Source organism: Nonomuraea sp. NPDC051191, from assembly GCF_044455665.1.
Taxonomy (GTDB): domain Bacteria; phylum Actinomycetota; class Actinomycetes; order Streptosporangiales; family Streptosporangiaceae; genus Nonomuraea.
Genome location: NZ_JBITEZ010000001.1, coordinates 714,057 through 735,312 on the forward strand (window position 1 = coordinate 714,057; position 21,256 = coordinate 735,312).

At 71.7% G+C, this 21,256-nt stretch carries 21 protein-coding genes; 10 read left to right on the forward strand and 11 right to left on the reverse strand.

The features are described 5' to 3' along the window. Positions 1–215: 215 nt before the first annotated feature. On the forward strand, positions 216–1,418 hold the full coding sequence (locus ACIA8R_RS03480) for a SpoIIE family protein phosphatase (protein ID WP_357692791.1): 1,203 nt from the start codon (positions 216–218) through the stop codon (positions 1,416–1,418). Between the two features lie 49 nt (positions 1,419–1,467). Here ACIA8R_RS03480 and ACIA8R_RS03485 read toward each other — a convergent pair whose 3' ends face one another. The 3 genes from ACIA8R_RS03485 to rho form a co-directional block, all read right to left on the reverse strand. Continuing rightward, entirely contained in the window at positions 1,468–3,234 is a 1,767-nt protein-coding gene (locus ACIA8R_RS03485) for a S9 family peptidase (protein WP_397036304.1), read from the reverse strand. Between the two features lie 145 nt (positions 3,235–3,379). Continuing rightward, positions 3,380–4,390 carry a putative RNA methyltransferase gene (locus ACIA8R_RS03490; RefSeq protein ID WP_364082992.1) on the reverse strand — a complete coding sequence of 337 codons (1,011 nt, stop codon included), beginning with the start codon at positions 4,388–4,390 and terminating at the stop codon, positions 3,380–3,382. Between the two features lie 20 nt (positions 4,391–4,410). Beyond that, a complete protein-coding gene (gene rho, locus ACIA8R_RS03495; protein ID WP_364082989.1) occupies positions 4,411–5,523 on the reverse strand; it encodes a transcription termination factor Rho in 1,113 nt (370 codons plus the stop codon). Between the two features lie 394 nt (positions 5,524–5,917). Here rho and ACIA8R_RS03500 point away from each other — a divergent pair, with 394 nt between their 5' ends. Genes ACIA8R_RS03500 through ACIA8R_RS03510 form a run of 3 tightly spaced genes read left to right on the forward strand, consistent with a single transcriptional unit; the run spans position 5,918 to position 7,700 of the window. Then, entirely contained in the window at positions 5,918–6,058 is a 141-nt protein-coding gene (locus tag ACIA8R_RS03500) for a hypothetical protein (protein ID WP_357692783.1), read from the forward strand. 10 nt (positions 6,059–6,068) lie between these two features. After that, on the forward strand, positions 6,069–6,809 hold the full coding sequence (locus ACIA8R_RS03505) for an MBL fold metallo-hydrolase (protein WP_357692781.1): 741 nt from the start codon (positions 6,069–6,071) through the stop codon (positions 6,807–6,809). A gap of 24 nt (positions 6,810–6,833) precedes the next feature. Beyond that, entirely contained in the window at positions 6,834–7,700 is an 867-nt protein-coding gene (locus tag ACIA8R_RS03510; protein ID WP_397036307.1) for a TolB family protein, read from the forward strand. Between the two features lie 79 nt (positions 7,701–7,779). On the opposite strand, the gene ACIA8R_RS03515 is transcribed toward ACIA8R_RS03510, so the two are convergent. Beyond that, on the reverse strand, positions 7,780–9,681 hold the full coding sequence (locus ACIA8R_RS03515) for a nitrate- and nitrite sensing domain-containing protein (RefSeq protein WP_397036309.1): 1,902 nt from the start codon (positions 9,679–9,681) through the stop codon (positions 7,780–7,782). Positions 9,682–9,743: 62 nt separating this feature from the next. Here ACIA8R_RS03515 and ACIA8R_RS03520 point away from each other — a divergent pair, with 62 nt between their 5' ends. Beyond that, entirely contained in the window at positions 9,744–10,157 is a 414-nt protein-coding gene (locus tag ACIA8R_RS03520; protein WP_364082979.1) for a hypothetical protein, read from the forward strand. 2 nt (positions 10,158–10,159) lie between these two features. On the opposite strand, the gene ACIA8R_RS03525 is transcribed toward ACIA8R_RS03520, so the two are convergent. Continuing rightward, positions 10,160–10,594, reverse strand: a complete 435-nt coding sequence (locus ACIA8R_RS03525) for a hypothetical protein (RefSeq protein ID WP_357692773.1) — start codon at positions 10,592–10,594, stop codon at positions 10,160–10,162. Between the two features lie 74 nt (positions 10,595–10,668). On the opposite strand from ACIA8R_RS03525, the gene ACIA8R_RS03530 reads away from it, so the two are divergent. After that, a complete protein-coding gene (locus tag ACIA8R_RS03530) occupies positions 10,669–11,196 on the forward strand; it encodes a DUF6886 family protein (protein WP_364082976.1) in 528 nt (175 codons plus the stop codon). Here ACIA8R_RS03530 and ACIA8R_RS03535 read toward each other — a convergent pair. From ACIA8R_RS03535 to lysS, 4 genes are read right to left on the reverse strand one after another with little or no spacing between them, the layout of a single operon-like run. After that, positions 11,171–12,133: a 2-dehydropantoate 2-reductase N-terminal domain-containing protein gene (locus ACIA8R_RS03535; RefSeq protein WP_357692769.1), complete on the reverse strand. Its 963-nt coding sequence runs from the start codon at positions 12,131–12,133 to the stop codon at positions 11,171–11,173. The two genes, ACIA8R_RS03530 and ACIA8R_RS03535, sit on opposite strands and share 26 nt — an antisense overlap. A gap of 19 nt (positions 12,134–12,152) precedes the next feature. Then, complete coding sequence (locus ACIA8R_RS03540) at positions 12,153–12,881, reverse strand: glycosyltransferase family 2 protein (RefSeq protein WP_357692767.1); 729 nt, start codon at positions 12,879–12,881, stop codon at positions 12,153–12,155. Positions 12,882–12,941: 60 nt separating this feature from the next. After that, a complete protein-coding gene (locus ACIA8R_RS03545; protein WP_397036312.1) occupies positions 12,942–13,490 on the reverse strand; it encodes an AAA family ATPase in 549 nt (182 codons plus the stop codon). Next, complete coding sequence (gene lysS, locus ACIA8R_RS03550; RefSeq protein WP_397036314.1) at positions 13,487–15,100, reverse strand: lysine--tRNA ligase; 1,614 nt, start codon at positions 15,098–15,100, stop codon at positions 13,487–13,489. The genes ACIA8R_RS03545 and lysS overlap by 4 nt, the downstream gene beginning before the upstream one ends. 89 nt (positions 15,101–15,189) lie before the next feature. Between lysS and ACIA8R_RS03555 the strand changes: the two genes are divergently transcribed. Next, complete coding sequence (locus tag ACIA8R_RS03555) at positions 15,190–15,705, forward strand: DinB family protein (RefSeq protein WP_364082961.1); 516 nt, start codon at positions 15,190–15,192, stop codon at positions 15,703–15,705. Between the two features lie 3 nt (positions 15,706–15,708). Here the strand turns inward: ACIA8R_RS03555 and ACIA8R_RS03560 are convergent, their stop codons facing one another. Further along, positions 15,709–16,821 (reverse strand): ROK family protein, encoded by a 1,113-nt coding sequence (locus tag ACIA8R_RS03560; RefSeq protein ID WP_397036316.1) that lies wholly within the window; start codon positions 16,819–16,821, stop codon positions 15,709–15,711. A 90-nt stretch (positions 16,822–16,911) separates the two neighbouring features. Here ACIA8R_RS03560 and xylA point away from each other — a divergent pair, with 90 nt between their 5' ends. Genes xylA through ACIA8R_RS03575 form a run of 3 tightly spaced genes read left to right on the forward strand, consistent with a single transcriptional unit; the run spans position 16,912 to position 19,944 of the window. Then, positions 16,912–18,063 (forward strand): xylose isomerase, encoded by a 1,152-nt coding sequence (xylA, locus tag ACIA8R_RS03565; RefSeq protein ID WP_357692757.1) that lies wholly within the window; start codon positions 16,912–16,914, stop codon positions 18,061–18,063. Further along, the gene (locus tag ACIA8R_RS03570; RefSeq protein WP_357692755.1) at positions 18,060–18,803 is read left to right on the forward strand and encodes a sugar phosphate isomerase/epimerase; all 744 of its coding nucleotides are present in this window, start codon (positions 18,060–18,062) and stop codon (positions 18,801–18,803) included. The genes xylA and ACIA8R_RS03570 overlap by 4 nt, the downstream gene beginning before the upstream one ends. Positions 18,804–18,840: 37 nt before the next feature. Then, positions 18,841–19,944, forward strand: a complete 1,104-nt coding sequence (locus ACIA8R_RS03575; RefSeq protein WP_397036319.1) for a Gfo/Idh/MocA family protein — start codon at positions 18,841–18,843, stop codon at positions 19,942–19,944. Between the two features lie 4 nt (positions 19,945–19,948). Here the strand turns inward: ACIA8R_RS03575 and ACIA8R_RS03580 are convergent, their stop codons facing one another. After that, the gene (locus tag ACIA8R_RS03580) at positions 19,949–21,229 is read right to left on the reverse strand and encodes an esterase-like activity of phytase family protein (protein WP_397036321.1); all 1,281 of its coding nucleotides are present in this window, start codon (positions 21,227–21,229) and stop codon (positions 19,949–19,951) included. Positions 21,230–21,256 lie beyond the last annotated feature (27 nt).

A 21,256-nucleotide genomic window follows, 5' to 3' on the forward strand; every position in this document is an offset into this window, starting at 1 on the left:
CCGAGCAGGTGGCCGGAGATCTGACGGAGCAGGTCTCTGACGAGCCGTTTGAGGTGATTTGGAAGCATTATGGAGATGCCGTCCAGGTCGAACTACGGCAGCGGATCACCGCTCACGGTGATCCGAAGGCTCCTTCCGTGCACGTGGAAGAGTGGGGAGTCACCTTCGCGGGCGATTCCCGTGTCCATTGGGCAAGGCTCACGCTACCCGGCTCGGTGGACCAGGTGGCCGCGGAATGGCTGGAGGAGAGCGCGCGGGGCCCTCACTGGCTCGGATTCCTGGCCGACGCGAGCGACCTGCTGGCCGGCACCCTCGACCCCGACATGGTCCCGGCGATCATCGCGCAGATCGTCGTGCCGCGCCTGTCGAACTGGTGCGCCGTCTACACCGCCGACAGCTCGGGCGGCCCGCTGCGGCTGGTCTACCTGTGGCACGCCGACGAGGCCCGCATCGACGGCCTGCGCGAGCAGCTCACGGACATGAACATCGGCGCGGCCGACACCAGGGCGACGTCCATCATCCACCTGAACGACTCCCAGGTGCTGGCCGTGCCGCTCACCGCGCGCGGCCGCGGGCTCGGCATGATGTGCCTGGGCCGGTCCGACCGCTTCCCCGACGACGTCATCCAGTTCGCCGAGGACATCGGCAGGCGCGCCGCGCTGGCCATGGACAACGCCCGGCTCTACGCCCAGCAGGCCGCCGCCAACCGGGCGCTGCAGCGCAGTCTCCTGCCGCCCAACGAGCCCGAGGTGCCCGGCCTCGACTACGGCGTCATCTACGAGCCCGCCGGCGAGGCCAACGAGGTCGGCGGCGACTTCTACGACCTGTTCAAGGCGGGCGACGACTCCTGGCGCTTCGCGATCGGCGACGTCTGCGGCACCGGCCCGGAGGCGGCCGCGGTGACCGGCCTGGCCCGTCACACGCTGCGCCTGCTGGCTCGTGAGGGCTACGGCGTGGCCGCGGTGCTCGGCCGGCTCAACCAGGCGATCCTGGAGGAGGGCGAGCGGGCCCGGTTCCTCACGCTGCTCCACGGCGACATCACGCCCGTGGAGTCCGGCCTGGAGGTGCGGCTGGTGTCCGCCGGCCATCCCGAGGCGCTGCGGCTCAGGCCGAGCGGCAAGGTGGAGGCGGTGACCACGCCCCAGTCGTTGCTCGGCGTCTTCCACGAGGTCGTGTTCGAGGCCGACACCATCCATCTCGACCACGGCGACGTGCTGCTCGCGGTGACCGACGGCGTGACCGAGCGGCGCTCGGGCGGCCGGCTGCTCGACGACGACGGCGGCCTGGCCAAGCTGCTGGCCGAGTGCGCCGGGCTGTCGGCCAGGGCGGTGGCCGAGCGCATCCGCAGGGGCGCGGCTGAGTTCGCCGCCGAGCCGAGCGCCGACGACCTCGCCATCGTGGTCCTCCGCGCACGCTGACCGCGCGGGAGCGCCCCCGCAGGAGCGCTCCCAAAACGTGCGCGAGAAGTCAGCCGATGTGTACGTGCTTGCGGGCGAACTCCAGTTGCAGGGCCGTCTGCGCGATGCGTTCGGCGACCACGAGCGAGCCGCGGATGGCGCCGTACGTGTAGAGCTCGTGCTCGCGTCCGTGCTCGGCCAGCTTGGCCACGTACTTCTCGATCTGGCGCAGCGGGCAGCGGGTGTCGTTCTCGCCGGCGAGAATCAGCAGGGGGCTCTTGATCTGGTCCACGTACGTGATCGGCGAGCAGAAGGCGTACCGCTCGGGCTGCTCGTCGGGGGAGCCGCCGAGCAGGGCACGCTGGTAGGCGCGCAGGCTCTCGGCCTCGTCCTCGTAGCAGGTCTGGTGGCAGGCGATGGGCACCGCGGCGATGCCCGCGGCCCACAGGCCGGGCTGGACGCCGAGGCCGAGCAGCGCGAGGTAGCCGCCCCAGGCGGTGCCGGCCAGGACCAGCCGGGAGGGGTCGATCGTGCCCCGGTCCACCAGCGCCCGGCGCACGGCGGCGATGTCGGCCAGCTCGATGTGCCCCACGTCGCCGTGGAGGGCGTCCCGCCAGGCCGAGCCGTAGCCGGTCGAGCCGCGGTAGTTGACGCGGACGACGGCGAAGCCCGCGTCCACCCAGGCCGCGACCTCGGGGGAGAAGCAGTCGCGGTCGTGGTCGGTCGGGCCGCCGTGCATGAGGAAGACCGTCGGGAACGGTGCCGCGCCGATCTCGGGCTTGGACACCAGCGCGTGGATGCGCCCGCCGGGCCCCTCGACGTCGAGGTCCTCGACGGGGACGCTCGGCGGCGCCGTCGGGCCGCCCGCGTTGTGCACGACCTGGCCGTTGCTCGACCGGATGACCGGCGGGCGGGAGCCGCTGGACCAGGAGTACTCGATGTGGCCGCCGGGTCGTGCCGCGGCCTCGTCGATCACGCCGTGCGGAGTGTCGATGAGCGTCAGGACGCCGCCCGCCAGGTCGTAGCGGTGCAGGTAGCTGCGGGCGCGGTGGTCGCGCACGATCAGCAGCCCGCGGCCGTCGTCGAACCACTCGGCGGCCAGGTCGCCGGGGTCCTTCAGCCAGATCTCGCGCTGCTCGCCGGTGACCGGGTCCCAGACCAGGGGCTCGTGACGCTGGCGGCGCTCGTGCAGGGTCAGCAGGCGGCGGTCGCCGACCACCGGGGCGAAGCGGAGGCCGTGCACGCCCCTGTCGGGGCCGTCGTAGAGCTCGCCGACGGTCTCGCCGTGCTGGTCGACCACGCGCAACGCCGGACGGCGGAAGTCGCCGTACTCGCCGTGGTTGATGGCGATCAGGGAGCCGTCGAGGGACATGTCGGTCACCCAGGCGGCCTCGGCGTGCTCGTAGAGCAGCTCGGCCGGCGCGCCGGGGCGTACCAGGTGGATCCTGAACGTGCCCTCGCTGGCCAGGCTGATGGCGGCCAGCCCGGTCGCCGACAGCGCGATGCCGCCCGGCTGGCCCGGCGGCAGGCCGGGGGCGGCCGGCTCGCTCGGACCGCCCGCGAAGGGCTGGCGCCACCAGGTGCCGAACTCGTCGCCGTCGGTGTCGGCGAACCAGTAGATCCACTGTCCCGCCGGGTCGATCGCCGCGTACGCGGTGCCCTTGGGCCGGTCGGTGACCTGGCGCACGACGCCGGTGCCCCGGTCCCAGGCGTAGACCTCCCACGTGCCTGTGGCGTTGGAGCGGTAGATGGAGCGGTTGGGGGCCTGGCGGGCCCACGTCGGCAACGTCATGCGTGACGCGCGGAACCTGGCCTGCCAGCGTTCCTCCGCCTTCATCCGGCGCGCCCCCTCCCATCGATGGCCCGCGCCCTCTGGGTGCGGGATGCCGTCCAGTATTGCGCCTGAGTCCGGGAAATACTCGGGGAATGTGGGGGAATTTCGTACTAAATGCCCCATCAGTAACACCAGTCGCAGATGCCCGTCAAGGAACAGGTCTTGAACGGGGCTCAGGCTCGAAGATAGACAGATGAAACGCGGCTCTGACCGTAACTTTATTCTGGCTATTCTTGGCATGCCGGCTGAAATAGCCTGATATGCGGGCTGTCAGCTCGGCGGAATCAGTGTGCCACGCGCTCGGTCCCATTCCCACGACCTGGATCAGTTCATCCTGTCCGAGGTCCATGTCGAACTCGATCGTGCGCCGCCCGGTCTGGGCGAACCCGTCCATGCTGCGGGCGACCCGGCGATCCTTCTCCTCGTCCACCGAGAGCAGCCCCAGCTCCTCGACCAGCGGGCTCAGATGCGACGCCGCCGGCGTCGCGACGACCGCGGCCCCGCCAGGACGCAGAATTCTCCGGAACTCGGGCCCGTTCCTGGGCGCGAACACATCGATCACCACATCGGCCACCCCATGCCGGATCGGGAGCGGCCGCCACACGTCCGCCACGAACGCCCCCAGCCTCGGATGCGCCCGCGCCGCCCGCCGTACGGCGTGCTTGGACACGTCGAACGCCATCCCGATGCCATCGTCCACCGCGTCCAGCACGGCCGCCAGGTAGTGCCCGGTGCCCGTGCCGGCGTCGACGATCACCGGTATGGCCCTGCCCGCCGCGCCGCGATCCTCGACGGCCGCCGGTTCACCTTCTGAACCGGCTTCCACTCCCGCCCCACCGTACGCTCTCGACCCGGTTTCGTCATTCGATTCAGTAGAAGATTCACGTTTTTCTGGAGTTGCCACCCTGGCGCGCACGGTCTCCGCCAGCGCCTCGGCCAGTGGCGCGTAGTGCCCGGCCGTCAGGAACGCGGCCCGCGCGGCCACCATCGCCGGGCTGTCGGCGGTGCCGGGCGGGCGTGACCCGGTGAGCAGGCTGACGTACCCCTGCTTGGCCACGTCGAAGGAGTGTCCCTGGGCGCACCGGAGGGCGCCGTCGGCGAGCTCCACGTCCGCGCGGCAGACGGGGCAGATCAGGTGTTCGACGATGTCGGCCAGCATGCGCCCATTCTCCAGCGGCCTCACGCCGCCGCGCGCAGCGCCTCCAGCAGGAACGCGGCGTTGGACGGCGTCGTGCGCAGCTTGCCGATGAGCGTCTCCAGGGCCTGCTGCCGCTCCAGCCCGGCGAGCGAGCGGCGCAGCCGCCAGATCGCCTGCCGCTCCTCGGGGTGCATGAGGATCTCCTCGCGCCTGGTGCCGGAGGCTTCCAGGTCGACCGCGGGGAACAGGCGGCGCTCGGCCAGGTCGCGGGCGAGGTGGAGCTCCATGTTGCCGGTGCCCTTGAACTCCTCGTACAGGCTGTTGTCCATGCGGGAGCCGGTGTCCACGAGGGCGCTGGCGAGGATGGTCAGCGAGCCGCCGTCCTCGACGTTGCGCGCCGCGCCGAAGAAGCGCTTGGGCGGGTAGAGGGCGCGGGCGTCGATGCCGCCGGTGAGCACCCGGCCGCCGCCGGGCGCGAGGTTGTTGTAGGCCCGGCCGAGCCGGGTCAGCGAGTCGAGCAGCAGCACGACGTCGCGGCCGCCCTCCACCAGGCGCTTGGCCCGCTCGACGGCCAGCTCGGCGACGGCGGCGTGGTCGCGGTCGGGGTGGTCGAAGGTGGAGGCGAAGATCTCGCCCTGGACGGAGCCGCGCATCTCGGTCACCTCCTCGGGCCGCTCGCCCACGAGCACGACCATGAGGTGGACCTCGGGATGGTTGCGGCTGACCGCGGCGGCCAGCGCCTGCAGGACCATCGTCTTGCCGGCCTTGGGCGGCGCCACGATGAGACCGCGCTGTCCCTTGCCGATGGGCGCGACCAGGTCGATGACCCGGGTGCTGAGCGATCCGGCCTCGATGACCAGCCGCTCGTCCGGATGGACGGGCGTCAGCTCCTCGAAGTGCGGCCGGCCCCGCCACTCGGTCAGGCCGTTGACCGACTCGACGCCGGCCAGCCTGTTCCCGGCCACGGAGGCGACGACGTGGTCGCCGCGCCGCAGGCCGAGCTGCTTGACCTTCTCGGGAGGCACCCGGACGTCGCCCGGCCCCGGAAGGTGTTCCGCGCGGATGAAGGCGGACTTCTCGTGCACGTCGAGAAGCCCGCTCACCTGCCGTACGGGCGTTTCCGCGCGCTGTTGCGGAATGGTGTGAACAGTCATGAAGAGCCCCTTTGGGGGAGATGCGCCGAACCATGGCCGGCGAGTTCGATGAGGAAGCCGGGCCCGGAAAACCGAGGCGGGCTTCGGTGTGGAAGACCAGCGGAGCTGACAGCTCAACGCTTGTGGGGAAGATACCACACGTTCCGCCCCATGAAACGTCTAGCCCTCTTGGACTATTCCTGGACGGTTCTGGTGTGTTCTGCCGCGCGAGACGGCCCGTACGCGTGACAATGTTCTTCATCGCACCGCGCCGTGAGGAAACCGCCGGCCACCGGTGCGCCCGAACGCCACAGAATCCCCGTCCAGCGCAGCGGCACCGTGTCAAGTGACATGCAGGACCCCTGCAACTCGTCGAGGGTTCCATGGACACATCACAGCTCCTTGGGGGATCACCATGAACGCCGTCCAGTGCCCGCAGTGCCACCACACCCTCGACGAAGGCCCGATCATGTACAGGTGCGCCCACTGCTGTCGCGCCGTCTACGCCGCCGACCTCGAGAACGAGTACGTGCCGCGCGAGCCCGTCGCCGCCTAACCTTGGCGGGATGAAGCACAACCCCATCACCGTCTCCGGCGTCGAGGTGACGCCGCTCTGCGACGCGGTGGGCCCGATGGGCCCCGCGATCCGCCTCCCGCTCGCCGAGATGTTCCCCGGCTCCGGCTCGGGGGACGATCCGTGGGTCCTGCACTTCCACTGTTACCTGCTGCGTGACGGCGCAGGCCGCCTCACCCTCGTCGACACCGGCATCGGCGGGGAGGACTCCCCGGCGGCCAGTTGGGCGCCCGTCCCCGGCGTACTGACGGACGAGCTGGCGGCGGCGGGCGTCACGCCCGCCGACATCGGCACCGTCATCCTCACCCACCTGCACAGCGACCACGCCGGCGGCGCGGTCGCGGACGGCGCCCCGGTGTTCGAGAACGCGCGCTACGTGCTCCAGCGGGCCGAGGTCGACGCCGCCGCCGGGGTCGTGGCCGACCGGCTCCTGACCCCGCTCAAGGACCAGCTGCACATCGTCGAGGGGCAGGCCCGGGTCGCGCCGGGCGTCCACGTCCAGCACACGCCCGGACACACCCCCGGACACCAGATCGCCAGGGTCGGCGACCTGGCCATCACCGGCGACCTCGTGCTCCACCCGGTGCAGCTGGCAGACCCGGGCGTCCACTACGCCTACGACGACGACCAGGAGACGGCCGCGCGCACGCGCACCGAGGTCCTGGCGGCGCTGCGGGCCGAGCGGGCGACGATCGCCACCGCGCACTTCAGCGAGCCGTTCATGCGTCTTTGATCCGTTACGGCACCATTGGCTCTCATGAAGATTCGTGTTGTGGCCGGTGTCGCTCTCGGCGCCGCCCTGGTGGCCCCCGCCGCGGCGTCGGCGGCCACCGCGCCCGAGCTCTCGGGCGCCGCCGTCTATGCCGGCGCCGGCAACCAACTCGCCCGCTACGAAGGCGGCGAGTGGAGCACCCTCGCCGAGATCGGCGCGCTGCCGCAGTTCGCCGCCTCGCCGGACGGCAAGAAGGCCGCCTGGGTGACCGGCGGCGGCAACCTCCAGGTCAAGGACGGCGCCAAGACCGTCACCGCGGCCACGAAGCTCCAGGGCGGCACGCCCTGCCTGACCCCCGTCTGGTCGCCCGACTCCACCCAGGTCGCCTACGTCGGCAAGGGCGAGACCATCATGGCCGTCAAGGCCGACGGCACCGGCGCGCGCAGGCTCGGCACGTCCAAGGGCGTGTGCCACCTGGCGTGGGCGGCCGGCGGCCGTTACCTCGCGGGCTACACCGGCGAGGCCGACGCCGTCTACCGGCTCGACGTCAGGACCGGGAAGTCCGTCAGGGCCAAGGGCGTCAAGCTCGTCACGCACGTGCAGAGCCTGTCGCCGAACGGCCGCGCCGCCGTCGTCGAGTTCCCCGCGAACCCGAACGCGCTCGGCGACGGGAGCTGGCCGGCCGCCTTCAGGCCGACCGTGGTCGACCTGGTGACGGGCAAGAAGCTCACCCCGGCCGTCAAGGGCCGGCTGATCGGCGCGTTCTACCTGGCCGACGGGCGGCTGGTCGTCCGCGTGGCGGGCGGCGCGCACAACACGCTGGTCGTGCTGGACGCGGCGGGCAAGGAGACCCAGCGGATCGAGGAACCGGCCAAGGCCAGAACCCAGGCGCTGCTGCAGGTGCTGCCGTAACGCGGGCCCGGCTTCCTTCAAGAGCCGACTGGTCGGCCCGCATCCGGCTTCCGGCCAGGGCCGGCTGGTCGGCCCTCGTCTAGCTGCCGGTGAGGGCCGGTTGGTCGGCCAGGAGGGCCGCGGGCAGGAAGACCATCGCGGTCAGGCCGCCGTAGGGCGACGGCGCGAGGGTGACCTTGATGTCGTGCCGGGCGGCCAGCCGGCCGACCACGAACAGGCCCAGCCGGTCGCTCTGCGCGAGGTCGAACTCGGGCATCTCGGCCAGCCGGTCGTTGAGCTCGTCCAGCTCGACCCTCGGCAGGCCGAGACCGCGGTCCTCGATCTCGATCATCAGGCCGTTCGGGGTGCTCGCGCTGCGCACGTCCACCCTGGTCCGCGGGGGTGAGAAGAGCGTGGCGTTCTCGACCAGTTCGGCCAGCAGGTGGGCCACGTCCGTGACGGTCGCGCCGAGCAGCGCGGCCTGCGGCGGCTGGAGGATCTCGACGCGCTCGTACTCCTCGACCTCCGCGACCGCGGCCCGCAGGACGTCGAGGATCGCCACCGGGTTGCGCCAGCCGCGCCCGGGGGCCTGGTCGGACAGGATGATCAGGCTCTCCGCGTGCCTGCGCATGCGGGTGGTGAGGTGGTCCAGCTTGAACAGGTCGGACAGGATCTCGGGCTCCTCGGTGGCCCGCTGCATGCCGTCGAGCTGGAGCAACTGGCGGTGCAGCAGCGACTGGTTGCGCCGGGCCAGGTTCACGAAGACCTGGCTGACGCCGTGCCGCAGCCTGGCCTGGTCGACAGCGGCCTCGACGGCCGTGGACTGCACGTGGTTGAAGGCCCGCACGATGTCGGCGACCTCGGAGGTCTCCGTCCTGACCTCCAGCGGCGCGACCTCGGCGGCCGAGGGCGGGCGGGTGTTCGTACGCAGCCGCTCGATCAGCCCGGACAGCCGCACCTCGGCCAGTTCGGTGGCCGCGTCGCGCAGCCCGGCCAGCTCGCGGACCAGCCGTTTGCGGAAGCGCAGCGACAGCAGGATCGAGGCGAGCACGGCGAGCAGGCCCGCGCCCCCGGCCACGCCGATCTTGATCAGGATGCTCTCCGCGGCGGGCGTCACCCGGGCCACGACGCCCTCGACGGCCCGGCCCTGGTCGCGTTCGAGCACCGCCCACAGGTTCTGGCCGTCCACCTCCCAGGTGGCGGCGGTGGCGGGCAGGCCATTCATCGCGGCCTGGCCTCTGATGGCGTCCTCGGCGTCGAGGAACTCCTTGTAGACGGGCGAGGCGGCCAGCTCCTCGTACGGGCCGCGCAGGCCGTCGTCCAGGTGCGAGAGCGCCTGCGAGTACAGCAGCCGCCGGGTCGCCACCATCCCGGTGAACGCCTCGCGCTCGACGGCCTCGACCCGTCCTCTGGCCAGCACCACGACGATCATCGCGCGCTCGCGCGAGACCAGGTCCTTGGCCTCGCCGAGCATGGTGACCGCCCTGGCCTGCCGGTACAGCGACATGTCGGGCACCAGCACCATCGCGTCGTACATGCGGAATGAGGCGTCCACGATCTGGCTGTAGCCGTCGATGACGGCCAGCGGCGCGACCGTGTCGCCGTCCACCTCGGCGCGGATGCCGGACAGCAGGTCGAGCTTGCCGTTGAGGGCGTCGAGCTGCGTGCGCATCTCGGGCGACATGTCACGCTGGTCCTTGGCCAGCTTGCGGAAGGCCGCCACGGCCCGGTCGGTCTGCCCGCGCTGTCTGGCCAGCTTGTCCGCGCCGCGCCGGGTGGCCAGGAACTCGACCGAGGCCAGCCGCTCGTCCTGGAGCTCGACGTTGACCCGCTCCGACGGCGTGGTCAGGTGGGAGGCCAGCTTGTTGATCTCCAGCAGGCGCAGGCCGTCACCGCCGGTCAGGGCCGCCGCGAACGCCCACAGCCCGACCAGGGACAGCAGCGGCACGAGCAGCAGGATGAGGAGCTTCAGAGCAATGGGACGGCCACGCGTGGGGGGCATGCGACCTCCGGGTGCATGATGAGATCGCCTCGCAGATTACACCCCCATTTGGAAGGATTTCTGTGCGTCTTCCGCGTTCCGCCGCCGGTTGGACCATCGGCGTCTTCGGCGTGCTCGCCTTCGCGCTCGGGCTCGTCGGGCTGCTGTCGCCGGACTCCCTGCTGGTCCTGCTGGGTTTCGAGGTGCTCGACGTACGCCCGTCCGGCGACTACACGCTGGTCTACATGGCTGCTTCGTCGATGGCGGCGGTGAACATGGGGGTCTATTACGTTTTCGCGGCATCCGCCGACTACACGCCGTTCTTCCGGTGGACCGTGCCGTTCAGGCTGGTGACGTTCGCGGTGTTCACGACGCTGGTGCTGACGGGGGCGGCGCCGGGCGAGTTCTTCGGCGTGGGTCTCTGGGAAGGGGCGGGGGCGCTGGTCACCGGGTTCGCGCTCTGGCGCGAGGGCAAGTTGCTGCCCTCGCGCTCATGAGCTCACGGCCTGGTGTCGTCGGTACGGCCGCCGGCCACGAGCCGGTCGCCTTCCGCCGGTTCGTGCGCCACGTGACGCCCGGTCACGCCGTCATCGGTGGCCCGCTCGGCGGCCTCGGCGGCCTCGGCGGCACGGTCGCGTTCGAGCCGTCGTTCGAGGTCGCGCTTCTCGCCCTCCAGCCGGGAGACCCGGTCGGACGCCTCGGCTCGCGCGGCCCGCAGCCTGCGGCGCTTCCTGGCGGTCCTGCGCGACCCGGAGCCGATCAGCCAGAGCCCCGCCAGCAGGGCGGCCGCGGTGACCGCCCCCGCGACGAACATCTGGACGTGGTCGAGCTGGTAGGTGTTGCCGAACAAGATGTACCTGGAGCTCTCCTCGGTCGCCACCAGGGCGACCGCGCCGCCGGCGAGCAGGACCAGGATCAGACCCAATAAGACCATCCGAACTCACCCCTTGTCGTCAGAGCGCGTTTCTTCTGCCCTGACGCAGGCGGGGTATGCGCATGATGGCGGGTATGAGACCCGAGCCAGGCCAGGTGCTGCATTTCTCCGAGGACCCGACCATCGAGCGGTTCGTGCCCCATGTCGCGGTGACGTCCTCGCTCGTCGAGCCGTACGTGTGGGCGGTGGCCCACGACCGCTGCCCCGACTACTGGTTCCCGCGCGCCTGCCCGCGAGCGATGGCCTGGCGCGGTCCGGACACGGCCGACGAGGACGTGACCAGGATCGTCGGCGCGGGCTGCGGCGACCGCGTCCACGCCGTCGAGTACGCCTGGCTCAAGGCCATCATGGACGTCCGGCTGTACGCCTACCGCCTGCCCGCGACCGGGTTCGCGCCGATCGGCGACCCGCCGCACGCCGTGGTGTCGAGGGCGCCGGTCGTCCCGGTCGGCCCTCCCGAGCCGGTGGGCGATCTGTTCGAGTTGCACGAGCAGGCCGGGATCCAGCTCCGCGTGCTGGACAACCTGTGGCCGTTCTGGCACGAGGTGACGGGCAGCAGCATGCAGTTCAGCGGGATCAGGCTGCGGAACGCGCGTCGATGAGCGCGGTCAGCTCCTCCACCGGCATCGAGGCGGGTGGCAGCTTCTCGCGGGCGTACCTGTTGGCCTCGCGGCGCAGCACCTCGTTGACCGGCGTGGGCACGCCGTGCTCGCGGCCGAGAAGGACGATCTCGCCGTTGAGGTAGTCGGCCTCGATCGAGCCGCTGCCCCTGGCCAGGCTCTGCCAGGACGATCCGCCGCCGCGCTCGACGCCTTCGATGGGGACGACGTCCACCTGGTGGCCGCGGACCCTGCGCTCGTCCTCGGGGGTGGAGTAGGGGATGCCCGCGTGGTCGAACACGCGCATGGCCTCGGCGCGGGCCCGGTCGAAGAGCTCGACCATGCCGTCGGCGTGCCCGACGAGGGCTTCGACGGCGTTGCCGAGGTTGCTGAGGAGTTTGCCGTGCTTCCAGCGCATGACGTCGGGGGTGGCGCTGGCCAGCAGGCCGTGTTTGCCGAGGTCGTCGGCGATGCGCCCGGCCAGGTCGTCCACAGCCTGGGGATAGCGTCCGACGTGCAGCAGGCCCGAGTACGGGTGGCCGTAGGCGGCCACGACGCCGGGTTCGAGGTGCTGGGAGGGCAGCCACACGCACATGCCGTAGACGTGCTCGGACCTGCGCAGGACGGTGCGCTCGTTGGCCACGCCGTTCTGGGCGCAGACGACCGGCAGGTCCGCCGGCCAGGGGTCGAGGGCGGCCGTCGTGTCCTGCGACTTGGTGGCCAGGATCAGCACGTCGCCGTCGCGGGTGGGGACCGGGCCGGAGGTGGCGGGGATGTGCAGGGTCTCGTCGGATTCGGGGGTGATCAGGCGGAGTCCGTCACGTTTGAGCGCCTCGTAGTGCGCGCCTCTCGCGACGAGCAGAACCTCGTGCCCGCCCTGGTGGAGGCGGGCGCCGATAGTGCCGCCGACTGCTCCTGCTCCGATCACTATGTAGCGCATTGTCCGAGAATGTCACTTCTTACTTCGCCAGCGCCACTTCGGTCTGCGGGACCAGGGCGGTGCCGCGCGTCCGCTCGCGCATGATCGTCTTGAGTACGCGCCAGCCGTCGCGCACGGCGTGCAGGTTGCTCGCGCCGTGGATCCGGGAGCGCTCGTGGCTGGGCACCTCGTGGATGACCAGACCGGCCTGGGCGGCCCGGACGTTCATGAGCGTCTCGATCTCGAAGCCGTCGCAGTCGAGCTCCATGGCGTCCAGGTGGTCGCGCCAGAAGGCGTTGTAGCCGTAGCACAGGTCGGTGAAGCGGGTGCCGTACAACAGGTTGGTCAGGCCCGTGAGGAACTTGTTGCCGAGCGAGCGGATGGGGCTCAGGTCGTCGGAGCCGCCGCCGGGGGCGTACCGGGAGCCCTTGGCGAAGTCGGCGCCGTCGATGAGGGTCTCGACGAAGGAGCGGATCTCCTTGCCGTCGGTCGAGCCGTCGGCGTCGATCATGACGATGATGTCGCCTCTGGCGGCCTGGAAGCCCTCGATGAGGGCGTTGCCCTTGCCGCGCCGGCTCTGCACGACGACCCGGAGGTCGGGGCGCAGCCTGCGCGCGACGGCGACGGTGTCGTCGGTCGAGTTGCCGTCGACCAGGATCACCTCGTCGATCCAGTCGGGCAGCGTGGCGAAGACGTGGGGGAGGTTCTCGGCTTCGTTCATCGCGGGGACGATGACACTGACACTGGCGGCGAAGGGCTGCTTGTTCATGGGTACAAGGTGCACCTGCACACATGCAGCCCACTTGACACTGCCTTGCAGTGATCCTACTTATATGCGATCTCCGCTGACCAATGCCTCGTCGGCCCGCGCGACGATCTCGGCGACGGTCCCGTCGGGGGTCTGGCCGGAGGTGTCCAGCCACAGGCCGATCCGCGGTGTCCCGGCCCGTAGGGTGGCGTCGAGCTGGGCGATCGTCCAGGCGCCGTAGCCGGTTTTGGCGCGTTCGCGCTCGCGGCGCTCGACGGCGGCGGCGTCGGGGGCGAGCACGACCACCCGAAGCGGACGGGTGCGGATCCACGTGGTGAACCGCTCCAAGTCTTCACCAAGAACCACATCTTGCACAATTGACGTGAATCCGGCTTGGAAATACAAGTCCGCCGTCTGGGCCGCGAGCCGGTAGCGGAGGTGGAGCTGGCGCACCGCCTCGTCCGCCGCCTCCTCCGCCCTTGGCGTCATCTCGGCCCGGCCGCGCACGACCATGCGGCGGAAGGCGTCGCCCCGGACGTGGACCGACCGCGGCAGGCGCTCGGCCAGGGCCTGGGCGATGGTGGACTTGCCCGAGGCCGAGATCCCGGTGACCAGGACGACGCCCTTCACCCGCCGACGAGCTTCCGCACCCGGTCGGCGCCCACGGCCATGAGCAACGTGGGCAGCCGGGGCCCGGTGTCGCGGCCGACCAGCAGCCGGTAGAGCAGGACGAAGAACGCGCGCTGGGCCGCCTTCAGCTCCGGCGTGGGCTTCGCGTCGGCGTCCAGGCCGGCCTGGAGCTTCGGCACGCCGTAGACCAGCGCGGTGAGGCCGTCGAGCGTCCAGTCGTCGAGGCCCTCGGCCAGCAGCCGCAGCGACTCGCGCTCGGTCTGGCCCAGGGAGTCCAGCAGGGCGTGGTCGGGCGTCTCGCGCACGCGGGTGCGCTGGTCGGCGGGCAGGTGGTCGGCCACCCAGCGCCGCGCCCGGTCGAGCCGGGGGCGGGCCTGGCCGAGGTCGTCGACCGCGTCGAGGTCGCGCAGGATGCGCAGCGCCTGCTCGTCGTGGCCGGTGGTGATGTCGAGGATCGAGGCGAGCGTGCGGTAGGGCACCGGGCTCGGCGTGACCGGCAGCGGCCCGGCGGCGGTGCCCACGGCGCGGCCGTGGGCGGCCAGCTCGGCGGGCTGGGCCTGGCCGGCGGCGACCTTGCGGGCCAGGGCGTCCCACTCGTCGTAGAGGCGCTGGATCTCCTGGTCGAAGGCGATCTTGAAGGACTGGGCGGGCTTGCGGCGGGCGTACAGCCAGCGCAGCACGGGGGCCTCCATGATGGCCAGCGCGTCGGCCGGGGTCGGCACGTCGCCCTTGGAACTGCTCATCTTGGCCATGCCGGTGATGCCGACGAAGGCGTACATCGGGCCGATCGGCTGCTCGCCGCCGAACACCTCGCCCACGATGCCCCCGCCGACGATCCAGGCCGAGCCGGGGGAGTGATGGTCGACGCCCGACGGCTCGAAGACCACGCCCTCGTACGCCCACCGCATCGGCCAGTCGACCTTCCACACCAGCTTGCCGCGGTCGTGCTCGGCCAGGCGCACGGTCTCGCCGAACCCGCACTCGCAGGTGTAGGCCAGCTCGGTCGTCTCGTCGTCGTACGCGGTGACCTTGGTGAGGTCGCGCTCGCACAACTCGCAGTACGGCTTGTACGGGAAGTAGTCCTCCACCTCCCGCCCGCCGTCCTTGGTCCGGTACGCGGCCAGGATCGTGTCGATGCGAGACCGCTCGCGCACGGCCAGCAGGATCTGCTCCCGGTAGGCCCCCGAGGTGTACTGCTCGGTCTGGCTGATGCCCCGGTAGTCGACCCCCAGCTCGGCCAGCGCGGCGACCATCGGCGCCTTGAAGTGCTCGGCCCAGTTGGCGTGCGGGCTGCCCGGCGGGGCCGGCACCGAGGTCAGCGGCTTGCCGATGTGCTCGGCCCAGGCCGGGTCGATGCCCGCGGGCACCCTGCGGAAGCGGTCGTAGTCGTCCCAGGACAGCAGGTGCACGCATTCGAGGCCGCGCCGCCGGATCTCGTCGGCGACGAGGTGGGGGGTCATGACCTCGCGCAGGTTGCCCAGGTGGATGGGGCCCGAGGGGCTGAGCCCGGAGGCGCAGACGATCGGTTTGCCCGGGGCACGACGCTCCGCCTCGGAGATCACCTCGTCCGCGAACCTGGAGACCCAGTCGGCCTCTGCACTTTCCGCCATCGAGCCATTGTCGCGGCTCGCCCGGGTCATACGCGAACCAGCCGAAAATGCGGTGCGTTGCAGAGAAGCCGTGCAGTAGTCTCCCGCGCATGACGCCACCCCGTGTACGTCCGCCTTTCGTGGCCGACGAACGTACCCAGCTCGTCGGCTGGCTGGACATGCAGCGCGCGATCGTCCACTGGAAGTGCGAGGGCCTGTCCGAGGCCGACGCCCACCGTGTCGTCCTGCCCAGCTCGCCGCTGATGACGATGGCCGGCCTGGTCGCCCACATGCGCTGGACCGAGCACTGCTGGTTCGAGGTGCTCTTCATGGGCGGCAGCTCCGAGGGCAACCCGCAGTTCCTGGAGGAGCCCGAGGATGCCGACATGCTGGTCGAGGGCGTCACGCTGGCCCAGCTCCTCGACGACTACGCCAAGCAGTGCGAGCGCTCCAACGAGATCGTCGCCGCCCACTCGCTCGACGACGTCGGCAAGCACCCCGACTTCCGGTCGGCGGCGTCCTCGCTGCGCTGGGTGCTGATCCACATGGTGGAGGAGACCGCCAGGCACGCCGGTCACCTCGACATCGTCAGAGAGCTGGTCGACGGGAACAAGGGCTACTACTGACCCTCACAGGCCCAGCACGTCCGCCGGGTCGGCGATGATCCGCTGAATGACCATCCCGGCCGCCCCGAGCACCGCCGCGTCCGCGCCGTTGGACGAGACGACCAGGGCGGGCGGCGCGCCGCGCATCTGCCCCAGCCGGGCCCCCAGCACGTCCCGGGCCGGCGACTCCAGCCACGGGAAGAGCGGGGCGAAGATCCCGCCGAGCACGATCCTGCCGGGGTCGAGCAGGTGCACGGCCGAGGTGAGCGCCACCCCGAGCGCGTCCCCCGCCCGCGCGCAGGCGTCCAGCGCTCGCCGGTCGCCCGCGGCCAGCGCGTTCACCAGGGCGGCGACCGAGTCCAGGCCGCCGAGCAGGGCGTCCTGGCCCGCGTACACCTCCAGGCAGCCCCGGCCGCCGCAGCGGCAGGCGGGGCCGTCCGGGGTCACGACGACGTGGCCCAGCTCGCCGGCCAGCCCGTACGTCCCCCGGAACACCGTCCCGTCCACGACCAGGCCCGCGCCGACGCCGATCTCGCCGGAGACGTAGAGGAAGTCCGTCGCCCCCGAGCCGAACCACAGCTCGCCGAGCGCCGCCAGGTTCGCCTCGTTGTCGACCGCGCACGGCAGGTCCAGCAGGTCGGCCACCCGTACGTCGCGCCAGCCCAGGTGGGGGGCGTTGCGCAGCAGGTCGCCCTCGACCGTGCCGGGTACGGCCAGGCCGGCGCCGATGATCCGCAGCCCGGCGCCCTCGGCCTCGGCGGTGACCTCCTTCACCAGGTCGCGCAGCAGCTGGAGCACGCCCGCCGGGTCGGAGCCGCGGTTGTCGGCCGGACGGGTGCGGCGCAGGCGTACGGACCGGGTGAGGTCGACCACGCAGGCGGCCAGGTAGTCGATGTTGACCTCCAGCCCGAGCGCCGCCACGCGATGCCCGCTCAGCTCCACGGCCACGCCGGGCCGTCCGCGCTCGCCGTCGCGCACCGCGCCCGACTCGCTCACCGCCCCGGCCTCCAGCAGGGCCGCGACCAGGCTGGACACGGTGGTCTTGGTCAGCCCGGTGCGCTCGGCCAGCCCCGCCCTGGTGAGCGGCCCCTGCCGGTGGACGGCCTGGAGTACCACGGCCAGATTGCGGGCACGCATGGAATCATGCCGGACCCCCCTTGACGCCACCATGCATGCCTCCTCAGGATTATGTGCAGATTATGGACTAAAGGTTGGGGACACCGACACATGTCATCCTTCACTCCGACACCCGCCGACCGCTTCACCTTCGGACTCTGGACCGTGGGCTGGCAGGCCCGTGACCCGTTCGGGGACGCGAGCCGTCCCGCGCTCGACCCCGTCGAGAGCGTGCACAGGCTGGCCGAGCTCGGCGCGTACGGCGTCACCTTCCACGACGACGACCTGCTGGCCGTCGAGCCCGACCGGGACAAGGCGATCGCCGCCTTCCGCAAGGCCCTGGACGAGACCGGGATGAAGGTCCCGATGGCCACCACGAACCTGTTCACCCACCCGGTGTTCAAGGACGGCGCGTTCACCAGCAACGACCGCGACGTCCGCCGGTACGCCCTGCGCAAGGTCCTGCGCAACATCGACCTGGCCGCCTCGCTCGGCGCGACCACGTACGTGTGCTGGGGCGGCCGCGAGGGCGCCGAGTCCGACGCGGCCAAGGACGTCAAGGCGGCCCTCGACCGCTACAAGGAGGGCCTGGACCTGCTCTGCCAGTACGTCCTCGACCGTGGCTACGACCTGCGCTTCGCCCTGGAGCCCAAGCCCAACGAGCCGCGCGGCGACATCCTGCTGCCGACCATCGGCCACGCCCTGGCGCTCATCAACGACCTGGAGCACCCGGAGATGGTGGGCCTCAACCCCGAGGTCGGCCACGAGCAGATGGCCGGGCTCAACTTCGTCCACGGCATCGCCCAGGCGCTCTGGCACGGCAAGCTGTTCCACATCGACCTCAACGGCCAGCACGGCCCCAAGTACGACCAGGACCTGATCTTCGGCCACGGCGACCTCAAGAGCGCCTTCTTCCTGGTCGACCTGCTGGAGAACGGCGGCTACGACGGCCCCCGCCACTTCGACTACAAGCCGCTGCGCACCGAGGACCCCGACGACGTGTGGGACTCGGCCGCCGCGAACATGCGCACGTACCTGATCCTGAAGGAGAAGTCGCGCGCCTTCCGCGCCGACCCCGAGGTCCAGGAGGCCCTGCGCGCCTCCCGCGTGGACGAGCTGGCCCGGCCCACCCTCGCCCAGGGCGAGACCTGGCAGGACCTGGCCGGCGACGACTTCGACCCCGAGGCGGCGGCCCGGCGCGGCTTCCACTTCACCCGGCTCAACCAGCTCGCCCTTGAGCACCTCATGGGGGTCCGCGGATGACCCGGCCGCTCAGCGTCCAGCTCTACACCGTCAGGGACCAGCTCGCCGCCGACCGCGACGGCACTCTTGAGCGCATCGCCGGCATCGGGTACGGCGCCGTCGAGCCCTTCGACCCGACCGACGACCCCAAGGGCTTCCGCCAGGTGATCGACGACCTCGGGCTCGCGGTGAGCAGCACGCACGCGTACGCGCTGCTCAGCAGGGAGCCCGCCGAGGTCTTCGACGCCGTCGCCACGGTCGGCGCCGACCTGGTGATCATCCCCGGCGGCGTCCCCGAGGCCGAGTTCACCACCCGCGACGGCCTCTCGCGCACCGCCGACCTGCTCAACGGCCTGGCCGAGCAGGCGGCCGGGCACGGCATGCGCATCGGCTACCACAACCACTGGTGGGAGATCGAGCCCAGGATCGACGGCCGGCACGCCATCGAGGCGCTGGCCGACCTGCTCGCCCCCGAGGTGTTCCTGGAGATCGACACGTACTGGGCGGCCGTGGGCGGCGCGGACGTGCCCGCCCTGCTCGGCCGCCTGGCCGGTCGCACGCTCGCGCTGCACGTCAAGGACGGGCCGGTGGTGAAGGAGGAGCCGCACACGGCCGTCGGGTCGGGCGCGATGCCCGTGCCCGAGATCCTGGCCGCCGCGCCGGACGCCTGGCGCATCGTCGAGCTCGACACGTGCGCGACCGACCTGTTCACCGCACTCGCCGACAGCCACGCCCACCTCACCCGCCTGGAGCGCTCTTGAGCAGCAGGCTTGTCCGTCTTACCCGCCTGGAGGGCTTTTGAGCAGCGGACCCGTCGGTGTCGCGGTCGTCGGCGCCGGGGTGATCAGTGCCCAGTACCTGCGCAACCTCACCGCCTTCCCCGACGTGCGGGTGCTCGGCGTCGCCGACCTCGACACCGATCGGGCCGCCGCGGCGGCCCGCGAGCACGGCGTGCCCGCCTCGGGCGGCCTGGCCGAGATCCTCGCCCTGCCCGAGGTCGAGATCGTGGTCAACCTGACGGTCCCGGCCGTGCACGCGGCCGTCGCGCTGGAGTCCCTGCGCGCCGGCAAGCACGTGTACGGCGAGAAGCCGCTCGCCCTCGACATGGACCAGGCGGCCAAGGTCATGGCCGAGGCCGCCAATTTGGGCCTGCGCGTCGGCGGCGCCCCCGACACCTTCCTCGGCCCCGGACTCCAGGCCGCGGCGCACGCCCTGCGCTCCGGCCTGATCGGCGAGCCGGTCGGGATCACCGCCGCGTTCCAGAACCTGGGCCCGGAGTCCTGGCACCCCGATCCCGAGTTCTACTACCGGCCCGGCGGCGGCCCCCTGTTCGACATGGGCCCCTACTACCTGACCGCGCTGGTCTCCCTGCTCGGCCCGGTCGCCCGGGTCGCGGGCGGCACGCGCAGGGCCCGCGCCGAACGGGTGATCGGCTCGGGCCCCAAAGCCGGCACCCTGTTCCCCGTGGACGTGCCCACCCACGTCAACGCCCTGCTGGACTTCCCCGGCACGGCCACCGCCACCACGACCTTCAGTTTCGACTCGCCCGTCAGCCGCAAGCTGATCGAGGTCGTCGGCACCGAGGGCGCCCTGCTCCTGCCGGATCCCAACACCTTCGGCGGCCCGCTGCTGGCCCGCGGCCCGCACGACGCCGACTGGCGCGAGCTGCCCGTCGCCGACGGCACGGCCGGGCGCGGCATCGGCGTGCTCGACCTGGCCCGGTCGCTGCGCGCGGGCACGCCGCACCGGGCCTCGGGCGAGCTGACGCTGCACGTGCTGGAGCTCATGACGGCCATCACCGAGTCGGGCGCACGCGCCGAGTTCCGCCCGATCACCTCGGCCGTGACGGCTCCCGAACCCCTGCCCGCGGACTGGGACCCGTACGCGAGCACGTTGTCCTAGGAGCTCAGAAGAGCGGCTTGGCCAGGCGGATCGTCAGGATCCGGCTGGTCACGCCGGAGTCCACCAGGCGGCCGTCGGCGTCGAAGGTGCCGAGGCCGAAGTCGTTGTCGTTGGCCACGGCGAGCGTCACCGGGTCGAGCAGGGCGACGCCCTCGATCTTGCCCGGCAGGCCGGCGATCGCCGCCAGGTCCACGGACAGCGCCTTGGTGGCGACGGTGACGTTCGACGGCAGCGACGCCTCCAGCGACGGCGTGGTGGCCGGGTCGTCGTGCGGGCCGCCGAGCAGGTTCGTCGCCCGGCGCAGGTCCACGGTGTAGAGGCGGGCCACGGCGTCGGTGCGCTCCTGGAGGAGCAGGCGGCCGGGGCTCAGCACGTTCAGGGCCGAGATCTTCATGTCGCCCTGCTCGGCCGCCGGGTCGAAGGTGGCCACGTTCTCCATGGTGTAGGCCCACTCGCCGGTCGGGCGGCCGGTACGCAGGTCCACCCGCAGGATGCGGGCCGTGCTCGACGCCTTGCCGGTCTTCTTGTCGGGGTTGGCGAGCGGGCTCTGCACGGCCAGGTACAGGGCGCGCTCGGCCTGCGAGACGCCGAGCGCCTCGATGCCGCGGTTCTGCTGCCGGGTCGCGAGGATCGCGGGCAGCGTCTCGTGGACCGGGTAGCCGGCGCCGGTGAGGTTCAGGCCCTTGGGGACGTACCGGGCCAGGATGCGGCCGTCGCCCGCCACGTGGAGCAGCGAGGGGGAGTACTCGTCCACGAGCCAGAAGCCGCCGCGGCCGTCGGTGACGATGTCCTCGGTGTCCAGGCCGTTCGGGTCGTAGGTGAGCTGGGTCAGGCCGTCCCAGGTATAGGGGACCTCGTCGTGGCCGGGCTGGTTGGACAGGCCGGTGATCGGGGTGCCGTCGGAGGTCTTCAGCGGGATGCTCTCCACGATGCGCGCCACGCCCTGCCGTACGGCCACGCGGATGATCGCCGGCGCGAACTCCGGCACCGGGAACGTGCGCCGCTTCTCGCCGTTCACCTTGGGCTCGCCGTTCGGGCCCCGGTCGGTGACCATCCAGTACTCGCCCGCGCGCCGGGCCGGGAACAGGCCGCTGCCGAGGCCGCCGAGCTTGACGCCGCGGGAGTCCTTGACTAGGCCCGGCTCGAAGGCGGCCAGGTCGGGGGCGGGCAGCGTCACGTCGGACAGGACGCGCGGCTGCCGTCCGGAGGCGGCGTCGGCGGGCGCGGCGACGGTGGTGGCGAGGGCCGCGCCGACGGCCAGCATGGCGATGAACGAACGAGACATGACGCTTCCCTTGGCAGCAAACCTACA